General features: G+C 66.3%; 18 protein-coding genes. 10 read left to right on the top strand and 8 right to left on the bottom strand.

Annotation, left to right across the window (positions count from 1 at the left end; all coding sequences use genetic code 11):
* Nucleotides 1–4 precede the first annotated feature (4 nt).
* Complete coding sequence (locus MMSP_RS21535; protein WP_012393214.1) at nucleotides 5–700, bottom strand: ferritin-like fold-containing protein; 696 nt, start codon at nucleotides 698–700, stop codon at nucleotides 5–7.
* A 262-nt stretch (nucleotides 701–962) separates the two neighbouring features.
* On the opposite strand from MMSP_RS21535, the gene MMSP_RS21540 reads away from it, so the two are divergent.
* Together MMSP_RS21540 and MMSP_RS21545 are read left to right on the top strand one after the other, a co-directional pair.
* The gene (locus tag MMSP_RS21540) at nucleotides 963–2516 is read left to right on the top strand and encodes a DEAD/DEAH box helicase (RefSeq protein WP_020788332.1); all 1554 of its coding nucleotides are present in this window, start codon (nucleotides 963–965) and stop codon (nucleotides 2514–2516) included.
* Between the two features lie 14 nt (nucleotides 2517–2530).
* Nucleotides 2531–3745: a hypothetical protein gene (locus MMSP_RS21545; RefSeq protein ID WP_020788333.1), complete on the top strand. Its 1215-nt coding sequence runs from the start codon at nucleotides 2531–2533 to the stop codon at nucleotides 3743–3745.
* Nucleotides 3746–3767: 22 nt separating this feature from the next.
* On the opposite strand, the gene MMSP_RS21550 is transcribed toward MMSP_RS21545, so the two are convergent.
* Nucleotides 3768–4568: a ParA family protein gene (locus MMSP_RS21550; RefSeq protein ID WP_020788334.1), complete on the bottom strand. Its 801-nt coding sequence runs from the start codon at nucleotides 4566–4568 to the stop codon at nucleotides 3768–3770.
* Nucleotides 4569–4644: 76 nt separating this feature from the next.
* On the opposite strand from MMSP_RS21550, the gene MMSP_RS21555 reads away from it, so the two are divergent.
* From MMSP_RS21555 to MMSP_RS21565, 3 genes are read left to right on the top strand one after another with little or no spacing between them, the layout of a single operon-like run.
* Entirely contained in the window at nucleotides 4645–5244 is a 600-nt protein-coding gene (locus tag MMSP_RS21555; protein WP_015354888.1) for an acid phosphatase, read from the top strand.
* Nucleotides 5241–6341, top strand: coding sequence for an isochorismate synthase MenF (locus MMSP_RS21560; RefSeq protein ID WP_152522471.1), 1101 nt, complete (start codon nucleotides 5241–5243; stop codon nucleotides 6339–6341). The genes MMSP_RS21555 and MMSP_RS21560 overlap by 4 nt, the downstream gene beginning before the upstream one ends.
* Nucleotides 6338–6820 carry a GNAT family N-acetyltransferase gene (locus MMSP_RS21565; protein ID WP_011740496.1) on the top strand — a complete coding sequence of 161 codons (483 nt, stop codon included), beginning with the start codon at nucleotides 6338–6340 and terminating at the stop codon, nucleotides 6818–6820. Before MMSP_RS21560 ends, MMSP_RS21565 begins: the two co-directional genes overlap by 4 nt.
* Here the strand turns inward: MMSP_RS21565 and MMSP_RS21570 are convergent.
* The gene (locus tag MMSP_RS21570) at nucleotides 6772–7203 is read right to left on the bottom strand and encodes a hypothetical protein (protein ID WP_036426849.1); all 432 of its coding nucleotides are present in this window, start codon (nucleotides 7201–7203) and stop codon (nucleotides 6772–6774) included. The genes MMSP_RS21565 and MMSP_RS21570 overlap by 49 nt on opposite strands.
* Nucleotides 7204–7327: 124 nt before the next feature.
* Here MMSP_RS21570 and MMSP_RS21575 point away from each other — a divergent pair, with 124 nt between their 5' ends.
* Entirely contained in the window at nucleotides 7328–8293 is a 966-nt protein-coding gene (locus MMSP_RS21575; protein WP_020727247.1) for a diacylglycerol kinase family protein, read from the top strand.
* A 283-nt stretch (nucleotides 8294–8576) separates the two neighbouring features.
* Complete coding sequence (gene whiB1 / locus MMSP_RS21580; RefSeq protein WP_012393205.1) at nucleotides 8577–8831, top strand: transcriptional regulator WhiB1; 255 nt, start codon at nucleotides 8577–8579, stop codon at nucleotides 8829–8831.
* Nucleotides 8832–8893: 62 nt separating this feature from the next.
* Here whiB1 and MMSP_RS21585 read toward each other — a convergent pair whose 3' ends face one another.
* Entirely contained in the window at nucleotides 8894–10393 is a 1500-nt protein-coding gene (locus tag MMSP_RS21585; protein WP_020788339.1) for a sensor histidine kinase, read from the bottom strand.
* Nucleotides 10394–10442: 49 nt separating this feature from the next.
* Nucleotides 10443–10658: a biotin/lipoyl-binding carrier protein gene (locus tag MMSP_RS21590; RefSeq protein WP_012393203.1), complete on the bottom strand. Its 216-nt coding sequence runs from the start codon at nucleotides 10656–10658 to the stop codon at nucleotides 10443–10445.
* 190 nt (nucleotides 10659–10848) lie between these two features.
* Here MMSP_RS21590 and MMSP_RS29965 point away from each other — a divergent pair, with 190 nt between their 5' ends.
* Nucleotides 10849–10923 carry a 50S ribosomal protein bL37 gene (locus MMSP_RS29965; protein WP_011728008.1) on the top strand — a complete coding sequence of 25 codons (75 nt, stop codon included), beginning with the start codon at nucleotides 10849–10851 and terminating at the stop codon, nucleotides 10921–10923.
* 96 nt (nucleotides 10924–11019) lie between these two features.
* On the opposite strand, the gene rsrA is transcribed toward MMSP_RS29965, so the two are convergent.
* Nucleotides 11020–11325: a mycothiol system anti-sigma-R factor gene (gene rsrA, locus MMSP_RS21595; RefSeq protein ID WP_011740502.1), complete on the bottom strand. Its 306-nt coding sequence runs from the start codon at nucleotides 11323–11325 to the stop codon at nucleotides 11020–11022.
* Nucleotides 11322–11972, bottom strand: a complete 651-nt coding sequence (locus MMSP_RS21600; RefSeq protein WP_161628269.1) for a sigma-70 family RNA polymerase sigma factor — start codon at nucleotides 11970–11972, stop codon at nucleotides 11322–11324. Before MMSP_RS21600 ends, rsrA begins: the two co-directional genes overlap by 4 nt.
* Nucleotides 11973–12288: 316 nt before the next feature.
* On the opposite strand from MMSP_RS21600, the gene MMSP_RS21605 reads away from it, so the two are divergent.
* Together MMSP_RS21605 and MMSP_RS21610 are read left to right on the top strand one after the other, a co-directional pair.
* Nucleotides 12289–13137, top strand: coding sequence for an NAD(P)-dependent oxidoreductase (locus tag MMSP_RS21605; protein ID WP_015354883.1), 849 nt, complete (start codon nucleotides 12289–12291; stop codon nucleotides 13135–13137).
* A gap of 11 nt (nucleotides 13138–13148) precedes the next feature.
* Entirely contained in the window at nucleotides 13149–13604 is a 456-nt protein-coding gene (locus tag MMSP_RS21610; protein ID WP_015354882.1) for a YbaK/EbsC family protein, read from the top strand.
* A gap of 25 nt (nucleotides 13605–13629) precedes the next feature.
* On the opposite strand, the gene MMSP_RS21615 is transcribed toward MMSP_RS21610, so the two are convergent.
* Complete coding sequence (locus MMSP_RS21615; RefSeq protein WP_036426851.1) at nucleotides 13630–15762, bottom strand: hypothetical protein; 2133 nt, start codon at nucleotides 15760–15762, stop codon at nucleotides 13630–13632.
* Nucleotides 15763–15919 lie beyond the last annotated feature (157 nt).

Raw genomic sequence — 15919 nt, forward strand, 5'->3', positions numbered from 1 at the left:
GCAGTCAGCCGAGGCCGAGCTCACTCATCCGCTTGTCATGCGTCTGCTGCAGACGTTCGAAAAACGTGCCGAGCTGGCTGAGACCACCGGTACCGGCGACCACCAGGTCGACCAGCTCGTCGTGGTCGGCCAGCAGGAACTGGGCCTGCGTGATGGCCTCGCCCAACAGACGACGTGACCACAGCGCCAGCCGACTGCGCTGTTTCCCGCTGGTTGTCACCGCGGCACGCACCTCGGCGATAACGAACTGAGAGTGGCCGGTCTCGGCCAACGCCGCCCGGACCACGTCCGCAACTTCATCGGGCAGCCCGCCCGCGATCTGCAGGTAGAGATCGGCGGCCAGTGCGTCACCCACATAGGTCTTCACCAAGGCTTCCAGCCACGTACTCGGCGTGGTCAGCCGGTGGTAATTCTCCAGCGGCGAGACGTACTTGGACATGGCCGGCACCACATCGACACCGCGCCGTTCCAGCGCGTCCCGCAACAGCTCGTAATGCCCCATCTCAGCCGACGCAATGCTCGCCATCGAAATACGTCCCCGCAGGTCCGGGGCCATCCGCGCCTCGTCGGTCAGCCGGTAGAAGGCGGCCACCTCGCCATAGGCCAGCAATGCGAACAACTCGTTGACGCCGGGGTGATCCGCCGATAGCTGTGGCCCGGTCGAATCGGCCACCTGATCGGCGGATGAGGGCGAAGTCATGGCAACACTCTAGTCGGCGAGAACGACGGAAAGCCGGTGGCCGTGAGCCGACCAGCTATGATGAAGGTTAGGTAGCGGCCGTATGTTTGTGCTGCCGCTACCAGTGCAATGTGCGTGCACGTAGCTGGCCCCGCCCAGACGAGCGGTGGGCCGGCGACTCGGCGACGTATCGGAGTCGGAAACTCGTGCGCGCGATGAACCGCGATTGAGATGACCGACCAATAAATACCGATACTGTCACCGAAAGGCTCTTCACTCCCGTATGACTGCGCTGAAAAGCACAACCGAAACAACCCCAAAAACATTTGCTGAACTTGGAGTTCGCGACGAAATAGTACGCGCACTGGGCGAACGGGACATCGAGTGTCCTTTCGCCATCCAAGAACTCACCCTGCCGCTGGCACTGGCCGGAGACGATCTGATCGGCCAGGCCCGCACGGGCATGGGCAAGACCTTCGCGTTCGGCGTGCCGCTGCTGCAGCGGGTCAGCTCCGGAACCGGCGTGCGACCGCTGACCGGCGCCCCCCGCGCCTTGGTCGTGGTCCCCACTCGCGAGCTGTGCTTGCAGGTCACCGAGGACCTGGCGGTGGCCGCCAAGTACCTCACCGCCACCACCGAGACCGGCGACCAGCGCCCGCTGTCGGTGGTCTCGATCTATGGCGGACGCGCCTACGAGCCGCAGATCGAGGCCCTGCGGGCCGGCGCTGACGTCGTGGTCGGCACCCCCGGCCGGCTGCTCGACCTGAGCCAGCAGGGCCATCTACAGCTGGGCGGATTGTCCGTGCTGGTCCTCGACGAAGCGGACGAGATGCTCGACTTGGGCTTCCTGCCCGATATCGAGCGCATCCTGCGCCAGATTCCCGCGGACCGGCAGTCGATGCTGTTCTCGGCGACCATGCCAGACCCGATCATCACGCTGGCGCGGACCTTCATGATCCAGCCCACCCACATCCGGGCCGAGGCGCCGCACTCGCTGGCGGTGCACGACACCACCGAGCAGTTCGTCTACCGCGCCCACGCCCTGGACAAGGTCGAGCTGGTCACCCGGGTGCTGCAGGCTCGGGAGCGGGGCGCGACGATGATCTTCACCCGCACCAAGCGCACCGCGCAGAAGGTTGCCGACGAGCTGAACGAGCGCGGTTTCGCGGTGGGCGCCGTGCACGGTGACCTCGGACAGGTGGCCCGCGAGAAGGCCCTCAAGTCCTTCCGCAGCGGCAGCGTCAACGTGCTGGTGGCCACCGATGTCGCCGCGCGCGGTATCGACATCGACGACGTCACCCACGTCATCAACTACCAGTGCCCCGAGGACGAGAAGATGTACGTCCACCGCATCGGGCGCACCGGCCGGGCCGGCCGCACCGGCGTCGCCGTCACGCTGGTGGATTGGGATGAACTGCCCCGCTGGACGATGATCGACAAGGCATTGGGCCTGGGCTCACCCGACCCGGCCGAGACGTACTCCAGCTCGCCGCATCTCTACACCGAGCTGTCGATCCCGACCGATGCCGCTGGCACCGTCGGCCCGCCGAGCAAGTCCGGGTCCAAGCCCCGTACGACGGAAAAACAGGACGACCAGCAGGGCGAGAAGTCGGGGCGTGCGCGCTCGGACGCTGGGCGCCGGCGGCGCACCCGCGGCGGCAAGCCGGTCACCGGACATCCCGCCACCACGCCGGTGGCCAGTGGCGAGACGGCCACCGAGACGGGGTCGGGTTTCGGTGCGAGCTCTCCGTCCGGCAACGCCGGGGCCACCCGGCGCCGTCGCCGCCGCCGCAAGCCGGCCGGCGTCCAAGACAACGCCGCCGCATCGGCTAACTGAACCTGCACCCACGCATGGTGAAGCCGGAACGGCGCACCAGGGGTGACATCCTGGCCGCCGCAGCGATCGTGGTGGTCATCGCGCTCGTCACGTTGCTGATCTGGTGGACCAGTGATGCGCGGGCGACCGTCAGCCGGCCGGCCGCCGCTCCGGCACCCAACCCGAGCCCCGCCCGGGAGGTGCCGGGCACGCTCAAGCAGCTCTGGACGGCTAACAGCCCGGCCACCCGCGTGCCGGTGGTGGCGGGCGGGACCGTGGCCACCGGCGCGGGACGCCTGGTGGAAGGGCGGAACCCGACCACCGGTGAGACGCTGTGGAGCTACTCGCGCGACACCGACCTGTGCGGCGTGAGCTGGGTGTATCGCTATGCCGTCGCGGTGTACCGCGATGATCGTGGTTGCGGCCAGGTGAGCACCATCGACGGATCGACCGGTCGTCGCGGCCCCGCCCGCAGCAGCTACGCGGACCCAAAGGTGCGGCTGTCCTCCGATGGCACCACGGTGCTGTCGGCCGGCAGCACCCGCCTGGAACTGTGGCGGTCCGACATGGTTCGGATGCTGTCCTACGGCGAGACCGACGCTCGGGTGAAACCGGCAAACCGGGGCCTGCACTCCGGATGCACGCTGGAGTCGGCCGCGGCGAGCTCTTCGGCGGTCTCGGTGCTCGAAGCCTGCCAGGACCAGGCGGACCTGCGGCTGGTGCTGCTGCGCCCCGGCAAGGAAGAAGACGAACCCGAGCAACGGATCGTGCCCGAGCCCGGGATTCGCGCCGGGTCGGGCGCACGCGTGCTGATCGTCTCGCAGAACAACACCGCGGTGTACCTTCCATCGCCGCAACCCCACGTCGAGGTGATCGACGAAACCGGAACCACCACGGCAAGCACCCTGCTGCCCAAACCCCCGTCACCGGCGGCCGTGGTGTCTCAGACCGGCAACCTGGTGACCTGGTGGACCGGCGATGCGTTGCTGGTCTTCAACACCGGAAAATTGACCCAGCGGTACACCATCGCCGCCGGTGACACGGCCGCGCCCCTGGGCCCGGGGGTGATGATGGCCGGCCAGCTGCTGGTACCGGTCACCGGCGCCTTGGGTGTCTACGACCCGGTCAGCGGCGCCAGCATTCGCTACATCCCGGTGGACCGACAGCCGAACACCTCGGCGGTGATCACGGTCGTGGTGGGTTCCACGGTGATCGAGCAACGCGGCGACGCCGTGGTGGCGCTCGGCTGAGTGTCGGGGTGCCCGGGCGCGGCTAGGGCTCGACCGTGAAGGCGGGCAGGGGCTTGCCGGTCTTCCAGTGTTTGAGCAGTGCCTGCGCCAGCTCGCGATAGGCCAGCGCGCCCTTGTTCTTGCGTCCGGCCAGCACCGACGAACCCGACGCGGTGGCTTCGGCGAATCGCACGGTGCGTGGGATCGGTGGCGCCAGCACCGCCAGGCTGTACCGATCGGCGACGTCAAGCAGCACGTCGCGGGTGTGGGTGGTACGCGGGTCGTACAGCGTCGGCAAGGCGCCCAGCAACCGTAGGTCTGGATTGGTGATCTGCTGCACGTCGGAGACCGTGCGCAGGAACTGTCCCACGCCGCGGTGCGCCAGCGTCTCGCATTGCAGCGGGACGATGACCTCGTCGGCGGCCGTCAACCCGTTGAGCGTGAGCACACCCAGCGACGGCGGGCAGTCGATGATGACGACGTCGAACTCGTCCGACAATTTGGCCAGCGCCCGTTTGAGCGCGTACTCACGACCGGCCCGCATCAACAACATCGCCTCGGCGCCGGCCAAGTCGATGTTGGCCGGCAGCAGCGTCATTCCCTCCAGCGTCGTCACCAACGCGGCGCTCGGCTCGACTTCCCCGAGCAACACCTCATGCACGGACACCGTCAGTTTGTCGGGGTCGTGGCCCAGCGAGAAGGTCAAGCACCCCTGCGGATCCAAATCGACCAGCAGCACCCGCCGTCCCTTGTCCACCATTGCCGCGCCGAGGGAGGCCACCGTCGTCGTCTTGGCCACTCCGCCCTTCTGGTTGGCCACCGCCAGTACCCGGATCTCTGTCACAGTGTCATCCTGGCATGTACTCGTCAGTCTGGCTGGGGCGATGGGTCCGGCATGTCGTCCGGCACAATCGTTCGGCATGGGCGTGCACAACCACCGACTCCTGCTGCTCCGCCACGGCGACACCGAATGGTCGAAATCGGGCAAGCACACGGGTCGAACCGACATCGAGCTGACCGAAACCGGCCGCGCGCAAGCGGAGCTGGCTGGGCGGGCGCTCAACGAGCTCGAACTCGACAATCCGCTGGTGATCAGCAGTCCCCGCAAGCGAACCCTGGCCACCGCCGAGTTGGCCGGGCTGACCGTCGATACGGTCTCCGAACTGGTCGCCGAGTGGGATTACGGTTCCTACGAAGGCCTGACCACGCCGCAGATCCGCGAATTCGAGCCGAATTGGCTGGTCTGGACGCACGGATGCCCCGGCGGGGAATCCGTGCAGCAGGTCACTGAGCGCGCCGACCGGGCCATCGCACTTGCGCTGGAACACATGACTTCACGTGATGTGGTGTTCGCCAGCCACAGCCACTTCTCCCGGTCGGTGACAACGCGTTGGGTCGAATTGGCATTGGTCGAAGGCAGCCGGTTCTACATGCCCACCGCTTCCATCGCCATTTGCGGATTCGAGCACGGGGTGCGTCAGCTGAGCGCGCTCGGATTGAAAGGGTTTTCGGACAGTTGAGAGCCAGCGAACCGCCGTTCGCACTGTGCGGGCCCCGGGGAAATCTGATTGCCGAAGGGGTGCGTACCAGTTACTCCGCAATTGCGGCGGCCCAGGCCGCACTGCGCTCAGGATCAGCACCAATGTTGTTGGGCGCGTTGCCTTTCGACGTAAGCCAACCAGCGGCGCTGATGGTGCCGACGTCGGTGCGACGCGAGACGGGGCTGCCCGACTGGCCCACCGAAGCGCCGCCCAGGGTGCGCATCAGCGCCGCGGTGCCGCCACTTGCCGAACACCGCGCCCGGATCACCCGCGCGCGAGATCAGCTGACCGCACCGCAGGGCTTGCTGCACAAGGTGGTGCTGGCGCGGGCCCTGCAGTTGACCGCGGAGACCGCTCTGGACCCTCGAGTCGTCCTGCGCAGGCTGATGGCGGCCGACCCCACGTCCTACGGCTATCTGGTCGACCTGACCGCGGCTGGAGACTGCTACACCGGAGCGGCCCTGGTGGGCGCCAGCCCCGAGCTGCTGGTCGCCCGATTCGGCGATCAGGTCACCTGCCAACCCTTCGCCGGCTCCGCGCCACGCTCCGCGGATCCGGAGATCGACGCCGCCAACGCGACGGCGTTGGCCGGTTCGGCCAAGAACCGACACGAGCATCAACTGGTGATCGACACCATGCGCGAGGCGCTGGAGCCGCTCTGCGACGAGCTGAAAATCGCACCGGAGCCCGAACTGACCGGTACCGCCGCGGTCTGGCATCTGTGCACTCCAGTCATTGGTAAACTGCGCGATACCGCAACTACGGCAATCGATCTGGCATTGGCACTGCACCCCACCCCCGCGGTGGGCGGTGTGCCGACGAACGCCGCCAGCGAGCTCATCGCCTCGCTGGAGGGCGACCGCGGTTTCTACGCGGGAACAGTCGGCTGGTGCGACGCGGGCGGTGACGGCTACTGGGTGGTGTCCATTCGCTGCGCACAGTTGTCAGCCGACCGGCGCACCGCGCTGGCGCACGCCGGTGGCGGCATTGTCGCCGAATCCAATCCCGATGACGAAGTCGACGAGACCACAACGAAATTCGCCACAATATTAAGCGCTCTAGGAGTCAAACAATGACCGAGAACATCCGCCGGGCCAAGCCGGAAGACACCGCTGAAATTACCGCCATGATCCGCGAGCTCGCCGAGTTCGAGCGCGCCGCCGACCAATGCACGGTCAGCGAAAAGCAGATATTCACAGCACTTTTCGGAGCTCTGCCGACGGTGCGGGGACACATCGTCGAGATCGACGGTCAGATCGCGGCGATGGCGCTGTGGTTTCTGAACTTCTCCACCTGGGACGGCGCCGCCGGGATCTACTTGGAAGACCTTTACGTGCGGCCGCAATTCCGCCGGCGTGGGCTGGCCCGAAGGCTGCTGGCGACGCTGGCCGCCGAATGCCTGGACAACGGTTACACGCGGCTGTCCTGGGCGGTGCTGAACTGGAACTCCAATGCCATTGCGGTCTACGACGCCGTCGGCGGGCAGCCGCAGAACGAATGGACCACCTACCGGCTGTCTGGCCCGGATTTGGTGGCACTGGCCGGACCCCGCTGATCCCCGGCGCCGGCCCAGCGCAGCGATGGGGGGCTGAACAGCAGCAGCAACACGGTCAGTGCCACGGCCCCCAGCGGAATGCCGAACACCGGCTGGTGCGAATCAGCGGTCAGATACCAGGCAACCGGCAACAGCAGTAGCTGGGTGACCACGGCCAGCCCCCGACCCCAGCGCCTACCGGCCACCAGAGCACATCCAGCGGCCAGCACCGCGGCACCGATGAGGACAAACCACACCGCGGTGCCCAGGCCGTTGACCAGGCGCTGATCGGCCCCTGCGAGCCCGCGCACTGCCAACACCGCCGCCACGATCAGCCCTGCGGTCCCCTGCACCGCCACGACCACTCCAGCGCCGCGGATGGGGGTCGGGGCTGGCACAGTCACAGCCTCAGCGTAGTCGTGGGGCCACGCCGAGGCGCACTCACGGCGCCGGGGCGTCCGATGGCGCGGCTAACCCGAAACAGACGACACCGACGCAGCAGGTTTACACGGCCTAGGCTCATGCCTCATGCGCGCCGTGTTGATCGTCAACCCAACCGCCACCTCCATCACACCGGCGGATCGCGAACTGGTGGTCAACGCGCTCAAGGGCCGCCTGGATCTCGACATCGAACACACCAAACATCGTGGCCACGCCACCGAGCTGGGCGAAGCGGCCGCCGCCGCCGGCGTGGACCTGGTGGTTGTGCACGGCGGCGACGGCACGGTAAGCGGAGTGATCAACGGAGTCCTGGGCCGCCCCGGCTCAACCCCGACCGGCCCGCTGCCGGCCATCGCGGTCATTCCCGGCGGCTCGGCAAACGTCCTGGCCAGGTCGCTCGGGATCTCGCACGGCCCCGTTGCCGCCACCAACCAGCTGCTTCAGCTGCTCGATGACTACCGCCGCCGCCCGCAGTGGCGTCGAATCGGACTGATCGACTGCGGCGAGCGCTGGGCCGCCTTCAACACCGGCATGGGCGTGGACGCCGAGGTGGTCGCCGCGGTAGAAGCCGAGCGCGACGGCGGCAGGAAAGTCACCCCCTGGCGCTATGTCCGCGCGACGGTGCCCGCCATGCTGTCCAACGCCGGCCGCGAACCCGCACTCAAGCTGGAGATTCCGGGCCGTGAACCGGTCACGGAGGTGAGCTTTGTCTTCGTGTCCAACGCCAGTCCCTGGACCTTCGTGGGCAACCGGCCGGTGTGGACCAATCCGGGCTGCACCTTCGAAACGGGCCTCGGAGTGTTTGCCATGAGGAACATGAAGACGATCCCGACGCTGCGGCTGCTGCGGCAGATGTTGGCCAAACGACCGAAGTTCGACAGCAAACGCCTCGTCCGCGACGACGACGTCCCAAGCCTGCGTGTTACCAGCACAGCCGCGCCGGTGGCCTGTCAGTTCGACGGGGACTACCTTGGGGTGCGCCAAACCATGACGTTCAGGGCCGTTCCGGAAGCGGTGGCGGTGGTCGCCCCTCCCCCCAAAAATCCCTGCTGAGCTGGGAAAAACCAAGTCGTGACAAGGTTGCGACAGCCAATCTACCCTCAACCGACGGGGCAGTGTAGTACAACTGTATAAGGGCTTTGGTAAGAGATCACCAAAGTGAGATAGCCCACGCGCTCACGTAACACTATTGACATCTGCGAAGCCTGTGAAACGATCAAAAGGTTGCATGCGAAGACATGTAGGGCTACAGAAACCTTTTCTTGTGCACATCGTTAACCGCCAAGGAAAAATCGGCTGTGCGCATTGCTGCGCACTTAGTGAGGAGTAGTGACTAATGGATTGGCGCCACAAGGCGGTCTGCCGTGACGAAGATCCGGAGCTGTTCTTCCCGGTTGGGAACAGCGGTCCGGCAATCGCGCAGATCGCTGACGCGAAACTGGTCTGTAATCGGTGCCCTGTGACCACCGATTGCCTCAGCTGGGCCCTGAACACGGGCCAGGACTCGGGCGTCTGGGGCGGTATGAGCGAAGACGAGCGACGCGCCCTAAAGCGCCGCAACGCACGGACCAAGGCCCGCAGCGGAGTCTGACAACTCGGTACGCAACTGTACGGCCCCGACAACGCGTCGGGGCCGTACTGTTGCGCGCTGCATTAGGCCAGCAGCCGGCCCCGGCGACCGATTGGCACTCGAAGCACCACGTCGGTACCTCGCCCGGGCGCTTCTCGCATCCCCAGCGAGCCATCCAGCTCCGCTGACACCAGGGTGCGCACAATCTGCAGGCCCAGGCTGTCGGACTTCTCCAAGCTGAAACCGGAGGGAAGGCCACGTCCATCGTCGTGCACCACAACATCGAGCCAGCGCGCCGAGCGCTCGGCCCGAATGGTCACCGCCCCCTGAGCCGCGTGATCAAATGCATGCTCGATCGCGTTCTGAACCAACTCGGTGATCACCATGATCAGGGCGGTCGCGCGATCGGAGTCCAGCACGCCGAGGTCACCGACGCGGTTGATCCGGATCGGCCTATCCACTGACGCCACATCGTTCATGATCGGCAAGATCCGGTCGATGACCTCATCGAGGTTGACCTGCTCATCGACGGACATCGACAGCGCGTCGTGCACCAACGCGATCGACGAAACCCGGCGCACCGACTCGATCAGCGCCTCTCGCCCCTCGGCATTGGTGGTGCGTCGGGCCTGCAACCGCAGTAACGCAGCAACGGTCTGCAGGTTGTTTTTCACCCTGTGGTGAATTTCGCGGATTGTCGCGTCCTTGGAGATCAGGGCCCGGTCCCGGCGCTTCACCTCGGTGACGTCACGAATGAGAATGGCGGCTCCGGCGCTGACACCGCCCACCACCAAGGGCAAAGTACGCAGCAGTACCGTCGCGCCTCCGGCGTCGACCTCCATCCGCATACTTCTGCCACCGACCAGCAGATCTCGGACGTGCTCAGCCACTTCTTCGGCCTCAAACGGATCCGAAATCAGCGGCCGGGTCACTTCGATCAGCTCGTGGCCCTCCAACTCGGTGGTCAAACCCATCCGGTGGTAGGCCGACAACGCGTTGGGGCTGGCGTAGATGGCGACACCGTCGACATCGAGGCGGATGAAGCCGTCACCGGCCCGCGGCGTCGAACGCGACATGGCGACGTCACCGACATCGGGGAAGGTGCCCTCGGCCAACATCTGCAGCAGGTCGGTGGCGCAGTCGCGGTAGGCGCTCTCCAAGTGTCCGGACGCGCGTTCGGCGGCGACCGCGGTTTGATGCTGCGTCAACACCGCGACCACCTGATCGCCGTAGCGCACCGGGGAGGCCTCGATGCTCGGCCTAGGCAGCTGGCCCAAGTGTTGTTGGTCGGCATCGCTGTCACGCCGGGCGCTACCGGAGGCGAACGTCTCGGCGACCAGCGGCAGCCGATCGGCTTCGACGACGCTGCCCACCGCGTCGGTCTGCAGAACCGTCGGCGCTGTGTTGGGCCGGCATTGCGCCACACAGACCAGGGCGCCATCGTCTCGGGCAACCCACATCAGGTAGTCGGCAAAGGACAAGTCGGCGAGCAGTTGCCACTCCCCCACCACCGCATGGAGGTGGTCCACCGCATTGCCGGGCAGCATCGTGTTTTCGGCCAGCAAATTACCGAGAGTGGACATCAACAGGCTCCAGAGTCGCTCCCGGACGCGGGGTTTTTGGGTTCAAGGGCTAACTGATCACCGCGATGAGGTCGCCGGCCTGGATAACGTCACCCACGGCCACACTCACTTTGCTCACGGTGCCGCCGATTTCAGCCAGGACCGGGATCTCCATCTTCATCGACTCCAGCAGCACGACTATGTCGCCTTTGCCGATCTGGTCACCTTCACTGACAACGACTTCGAGCACGCTGGCCACGATCTCGGCGCGAACATCCTCGGACATCTTCACCCCACTCGGTTCGGCCATTGCACATGCCGGCTGCTGGTCTATCGGCTCATGTATATCGAACCATAAGGCCACCCGGGGTCGCGGCGCGCGGGCTAGTGCGGTGGCACTGACTCCCGCGTGAGACACTTGCGACAACCCGGGCGGAACCTGGCCGCCCTGCATCGACCAACTACGGAGGTTCATCATGGCCAAGCGTGGCCGTAAGAAGCGCGACCGCAAGCACAGCAAGGCCAACCACGGCAAGCGGCCAAACGCCTAGCTCAGCGGCATAACCGCCCGCCCGCCCAGCCAAGCAAGCCGAAGGCTACCCGCCCCGCGGCCAGCCCGCTGAGCGGGCGGTTTTGTCGATCGCTCGTTACTCGCCGCCCCGGATGATGGTGGTGCGGCTGATCTGTAGGCGTACCCGCTCCCGCAGCCCCTCCGGGGCCTTCTCGCCCTGACACTTGGTGGCAATCAGTAGCTTGATCCGCTCCTCGAGCCCGTAATGCTTCAGGCATCCGGGGCATGCCTCGAGGTGCTTGCGCAGCTTCTGGCGCGTTTCCGGGGTGCACTCGCCATCAAGCAAGGTCCACACCTCGGCGATCACCTCCGCACAGCCAAAGTAGCCGTGCGAATCCTCATTGTCCGGCAACGAGTCGGGTGAGCCGGGAACTTCGCTCATGAAGACACCTCCTGGTGGGCCTGCTCACCGCGGACGAAGCCACGTTCCTTGGCCACATCCGCCAACAGGGTGCGCAGCTGCCGTCTGCCCCGGTGTAGCCGCGACATCACAGTCCCGATCGGCGTGTCCATGATCTCGGCGATCTCCTTGTAGGGAAAACCCTCCACGTCGGCGTAGTAGACCGCCATCCGGAATTCTTCCGGCAATGCCTGCAGCGCCTCTTTTATCTCAGTGTCCGGCAACGCCTCGAGGGCCTCGACCTCGGCCGAACGCAGCCCGGTCGAGGAATGCTCGGCGTTGGATGCCAGCTGCCAATCGGTGATCTCGTCGGTGGGATATTCCGCGGGCTGTCGCTGCTTCTTGCGATAGCTGTTGATGTAGGTATTGGTCAGAATCCGGTACAGCCACGCTTTGAGATTGGTGCCCTCCCGGAAAGAACGAAAACCCGCGTAGGCCTTGACCATGGTCTCCTGCAGCAGATCCTCGGCATCGGCCGGATTGCGCGTCATCCGCAGCGCGCCGCCGTACAGCTGGTCCAACAGGGGAATCGCGTCGCGCTCGAAGCGCGCAGTCAGCTGCTCGTCAGTCTCCTCAGGCGGCTCCGGGTCGGGCGCCTCAGCCAGGGTCACACCATCGATGTCGGCCATCTTGATAAACACGGTCCCTTCGGTCGAGGTGCCACCGGACAGCGTCGCTACCGACGCCGGACTCGCAGGGAAGCGCCCCAACCGCTCCTCGCCCAGCAGGCTCGTCGAGGTCGACACCAAGCTCCCTCCTCCCAATCTAAAGGCCACGACTGACAATGTCCGCGTCAGTCCGCCCTTTCCTTCGGCTCCCTCATCCCACCAACGCCCACGGTTGATGAGACCGCAATCAATCAACGGCATTTTCTCGCCCGCTATTTACCGACCGATCCGCGATCCCGCAAACCTCGCTGATCCAGGGTGGCGTTAGTGTGACGCCATGTCCCTTAACGGCAAGACCATGTTCATCTCCGGCGCCAGCCGCGGTATCGGCCTAGCGATCGCCAAGCGGGCCGCACAAGACGGTGCGAACATCGCACTGATCGCCAAGACCGCCGAACCCCACCCGAAGCTTCCGGGCACCGTATACACGGCAGCCAAAGAGCTCGAGGAAGCCGGCGGTCAGGCACTGCCGATCGTCGGGGACGTCCGCGACCCGGACTCCGTCAGCGCCGCCGTTGCCAAGACGGTGGAACAGTTCGGCGGCATCGACATCTGCGTCAACAATGCCTCCGCCATCAACCTCGAGTCCATCACCGAAGTGCCGATGAAGCGGTTCGACCTGATGAACGGCATCCAGGTGCGCGGCACCTATGCGGTGTCGCAGGCGTGCATCCCGCACCTGAAGGGCCGGGAAAACCCGCACATCTTGACGCTTTCTCCGCCGGTGCAGCTGGACAAGAAGTGGCTGAAGCCGACCGCATACATGATGGCCAAGTTCGGTATGACGCTGTGCGCGTTGGGAATCGCCGAGGAGATGCGCGACGAGGGCATCGCCTCGAACACGCTGTGGCCCCGCACCCTGGTGGCAACCGCCGCGGTGCAGAACCTGCTCGGCGGCGACGAGGCGATGGGACGGGCCCGCAAACCCGATGTCTATGCCGATGCGGCCTACGTCATCCTCAACAAGAACTCCCGCGAGTACACCGGCAACTCGGCGCTGTGCGAGGACGTGCTGCTCGAGTCGGGAGTGAGCGACCTCTCGATCTACAACTGCGTGCCCGGGGCCAAGCTGGGCGTGGACCTGTGGGTGGAAGAGGTCAACCCGCCGGGGTACACGCAGCCCTGAGGTGCACCAGCGTGGCCAGGGCCGCAACACCGGGGGTCGCCGCGCTCATCAAAGCCGGTGTGACACACGAACTCTTGCACTTCGAGGCTGTCACGGACCTCTCGGACCGCACAGATATCGCGCCCGAGCAGGTGTTCAAGACTCTGGTCATCGCGCTACCCGGCGAGTTTGCGGTCGCGGTCGTGCCGGTGCCGTCGCGGTTGTCGTTGAAGGCCGCCGCCTCGGCGTTGGGGGCGGCCAAGGCCAGCATGGCCGAGCCCGCCGACGCCGAACGGACAACCGGATACGTGGTCGGCGGCATCTCGCCGTTTGGTCAGCGTAGGAAACTTCGGACGGTGGTAGACAGCTCGGCCCTCACGTGGGACCGGGTGCTGTGCAGCGCCGGGAAGCGGCATTGGGACGTCGCGGTCCCTCCGGCGGATCTGGTCAGATTGACCGACGCGCTCACCGCCGACATCCGGGCCTAGCGCACGAACCGCGCGGTGCCGTCCGTCATCCGCAGGCCGCGAGCTTCGGGTTCAGGGCGGCGTGCAGCAGCCCGCTGAGGTGTTTCCAGTACAGCCAGTCGGCGATGGCGGCCCGCGAATCGGCCGGTTCGGCGAGGGAATGCGCCTGGTCGAGGGCGAACCGTTGCGCGTGTTCGGCAAAGGTCAGAAACGCCCGCAGATGCGCCGCCTCGCGGTCGACGGCGTTGCTGGCCATCGGCTTCATCACTTCGAGCCACAACATCGGGCGGCGATCCCCCGGCGGTGGGGCAGCTAGCTGAACTGAGGACCCCAGGTCGGGCAACCGCAGGTTGAAGGTGGCTGCCAGTCTTTCCGCCGTAGCGGCCACCGCCTCGGAATTCATTGTCTCCGAGGTGGCGCGAGTAGCGCGTCCATCCGCGTGCGCAGGGTCAACCGCCGACGCCGGCGGCAGCAGATCGGTCAAACCGGCATCGCTGGTGTCCGCCAGCCATTGCGCGGCTTCGGGATTGACCACCTGCAGCCGGGGCCGGCCGGTCATCTTTCCGCTGGCCGGGATGTCTCCTGGGTCCAGGACAATTCTGGCCACGCCCGGGTCGGAATCGGCGAACTGTTGCTCGGTGGCGATTACCGCTCGCAGTGTCTTGCCCTGACATGCCGCCCAGCGCTGCACGGCCCGCACTGGTCGAGTGGCCCAGCAGGCCCGCCCGGTGGCGGAAATGGCCTCATCCGCACTGGCCATCTGCACCGGCTCGGGCAACTGCACCCCATCGGGAATGTAGGCCAGCCCGTAGCTGTTGGCCACCACGATGGTGGCGTCGGTGGTCACCGCGGTCACCCAGAAGAATCCGAGATCGCCTTGCCCGCCACCGCCCGGTGCATTCAATGCCGCGGCAATGCGGCGCGCCAGTTGCAGCGGATCGGCCCCATTGCGACGGGCCGCGTCAGCGGTGGACGCCTCGGCGATGGCGTCGCGTTCGGCACGCGCCGCCGACACCGGGATGAGCGGCTCCATTACCGCCCCGGCATTGACCGCGGCGGTGCGATCGGTGGCATCCAGGCCGATGGTCGGCCCGGTCTTTGCGGCGGCCCGGGTGGTCGCCGCCGCCGGCCTGATGGGCGCACTTGAAGGCTTCTGCCCCACGGGTGCGGCCGCTCCGGCTCGCGGACCCGCGGCGGCACCGGCCGGCCCCGCCGAAGCGTGCTCGGTGGCCTTGTCCTGCTCACGCAGGGGCTCCGAAGGCTGCGACGGTGCCGGCGCCGGCGGGTTGCCACGCCCGCCGGCACCTGGCGCGGACCGGGCCGCCGCGGCCCTCAACACCGGGCCCTGTGCCCCGCCATCGGCGGCAGCCGGTGCCGGCGACGCGGGCCCGGCAACGGATCCGGGAACAGGATGCGCCGGCGACGAAGGCATCATCGGTGGGCCCACCGGCGACATTGCCGCCGGCGCGGGCGGGATCCACCCCGGCTCGGCGGCACCGGGTGTTGACTGCTCGGCTTCCGGAACTATCACCGGGGTGACCGGCACCGGTTGTGCAGGCGCCGGCGGCGCCGGTTCTTGCTCGATCGGCTGCCCGGTCTGAACGTCACGGCGCTGCGGGGGTGCGGCCGGTGGCGGTGTCCGCTGGTTGAGCAAGTCTTCCAGCGCATTACGCGGGGGGGTCCACGTCCTGCTCGCGAGAATCTGCTCGGTGGTGTCGGCGACCACGGCGACATTGGCCCCGTGCGTAGCGACGACCAAGCTTTCGATCGCAATGGCTCGCTCGGCGGCGGTGAGGCCGGGTTCGTTCTGCAGAACGAGGATCTGTTGGTGTGCGACCTCCGCGTTTGTATCAATGGCCAACTTGGCTTGCACAACCAAACCGGCAACATATTTGTGCCACGTAATCGCGGTGGCAAGGTCGTTCTGCAGGGTCATCAGGTGACCGATATTGGTGCCGAGTTCGCCGTTGGCGGCATCGGCGGCACCACCCGACCAGACACCGTCGTCGAAAACTTGAGTCCGACGCTGTTGGCAACTCTCCAGCACTTCGGTGACTTGCCGCAAGACTTGCGTAAATTCCTGCGCCCGTTCATAAAAGGCGTCCTCATCGATCTCTGGCCATCCGCCCGGCTCCAATAGCTGGTCGAAATACCCACCCGTCGGCCTTAGCATGCTCATCGTTATTCCCCACAATATTCGACACGACATATCAATCCGTACCTGCCGGCAACTTCGCCGCGGCCGCTGGCATCGTCAGCCCTGACCCGCTGATCGACGCTTGGGTCGGCCTTGCGGCAATCAGCGATTTGCCGGATGACACACGCCGACACCCGAA

It is taken from the genome of Mycobacterium sp. 012931 (genome assembly GCF_000419295.1).
GTDB classification, from domain to species: Bacteria; Actinomycetota; Actinomycetes; order Mycobacteriales; family Mycobacteriaceae; genus Mycobacterium; species Mycobacterium marinum.

What these genes read in the sequence shown, in the direction of transcription:
- MMSP_RS21605 (WP_015354883.1), top strand. Translation starts at nt 12,289, where the DNA reads ATGTCCCTTAACGGCAAGACCATGTTCATCTCCGGCGCCAGCCGCGGT.
- MMSP_RS21585 (WP_020788339.1), bottom strand. Translation starts at nt 10,393, where the DNA reads ATGTCCACTCTCGGTAATTTGCTGGCCGAAAACACGATGCTGCCCGGC.
- MMSP_RS21540 (WP_020788332.1), top strand. Translation starts at nt 963, where the DNA reads ATGACTGCGCTGAAAAGCACAACCGAAACAACCCCAAAAACATTTGCT.
- MMSP_RS21600 (WP_161628269.1), bottom strand. Translation starts at nt 11,972, where the DNA reads ATGGCCGACATCGATGGTGTGACCCTGGCTGAGGCGCCCGACCCGGAG.
- MMSP_RS21615 (WP_036426851.1), bottom strand. Translation starts at nt 15,762, where the DNA reads ATGAGCATGCTAAGGCCGACGGGTGGGTATTTCGACCAGCTATTGGAG.
- MMSP_RS21575 (WP_020727247.1), top strand. Translation starts at nt 7,328, where the DNA reads ATGCGCGCCGTGTTGATCGTCAACCCAACCGCCACCTCCATCACACCG.
- MMSP_RS21545 (WP_020788333.1), top strand. Translation starts at nt 2,531, where the DNA reads ATGGTGAAGCCGGAACGGCGCACCAGGGGTGACATCCTGGCCGCCGCA.
- MMSP_RS21565 (WP_011740496.1), top strand. Translation starts at nt 6,338, where the DNA reads ATGACCGAGAACATCCGCCGGGCCAAGCCGGAAGACACCGCTGAAATT.
- rsrA (WP_011740502.1), bottom strand. Translation starts at nt 11,325, where the DNA reads ATGAGCGAAGTTCCCGGCTCACCCGACTCGTTGCCGGACAATGAGGAT.
- MMSP_RS21535 (WP_012393214.1), bottom strand. Translation starts at nt 700, where the DNA reads ATGACTTCGCCCTCATCCGCCGATCAGGTGGCCGATTCGACCGGGCCA.
- MMSP_RS21555 (WP_015354888.1), top strand. Translation starts at nt 4,645, where the DNA reads ATGGGCGTGCACAACCACCGACTCCTGCTGCTCCGCCACGGCGACACC.
- whiB1 (WP_012393205.1), top strand. Translation starts at nt 8,577, where the DNA reads ATGGATTGGCGCCACAAGGCGGTCTGCCGTGACGAAGATCCGGAGCTG.
- MMSP_RS21590 (WP_012393203.1), bottom strand. Translation starts at nt 10,658, where the DNA reads ATGTCCGAGGATGTTCGCGCCGAGATCGTGGCCAGCGTGCTCGAAGTC.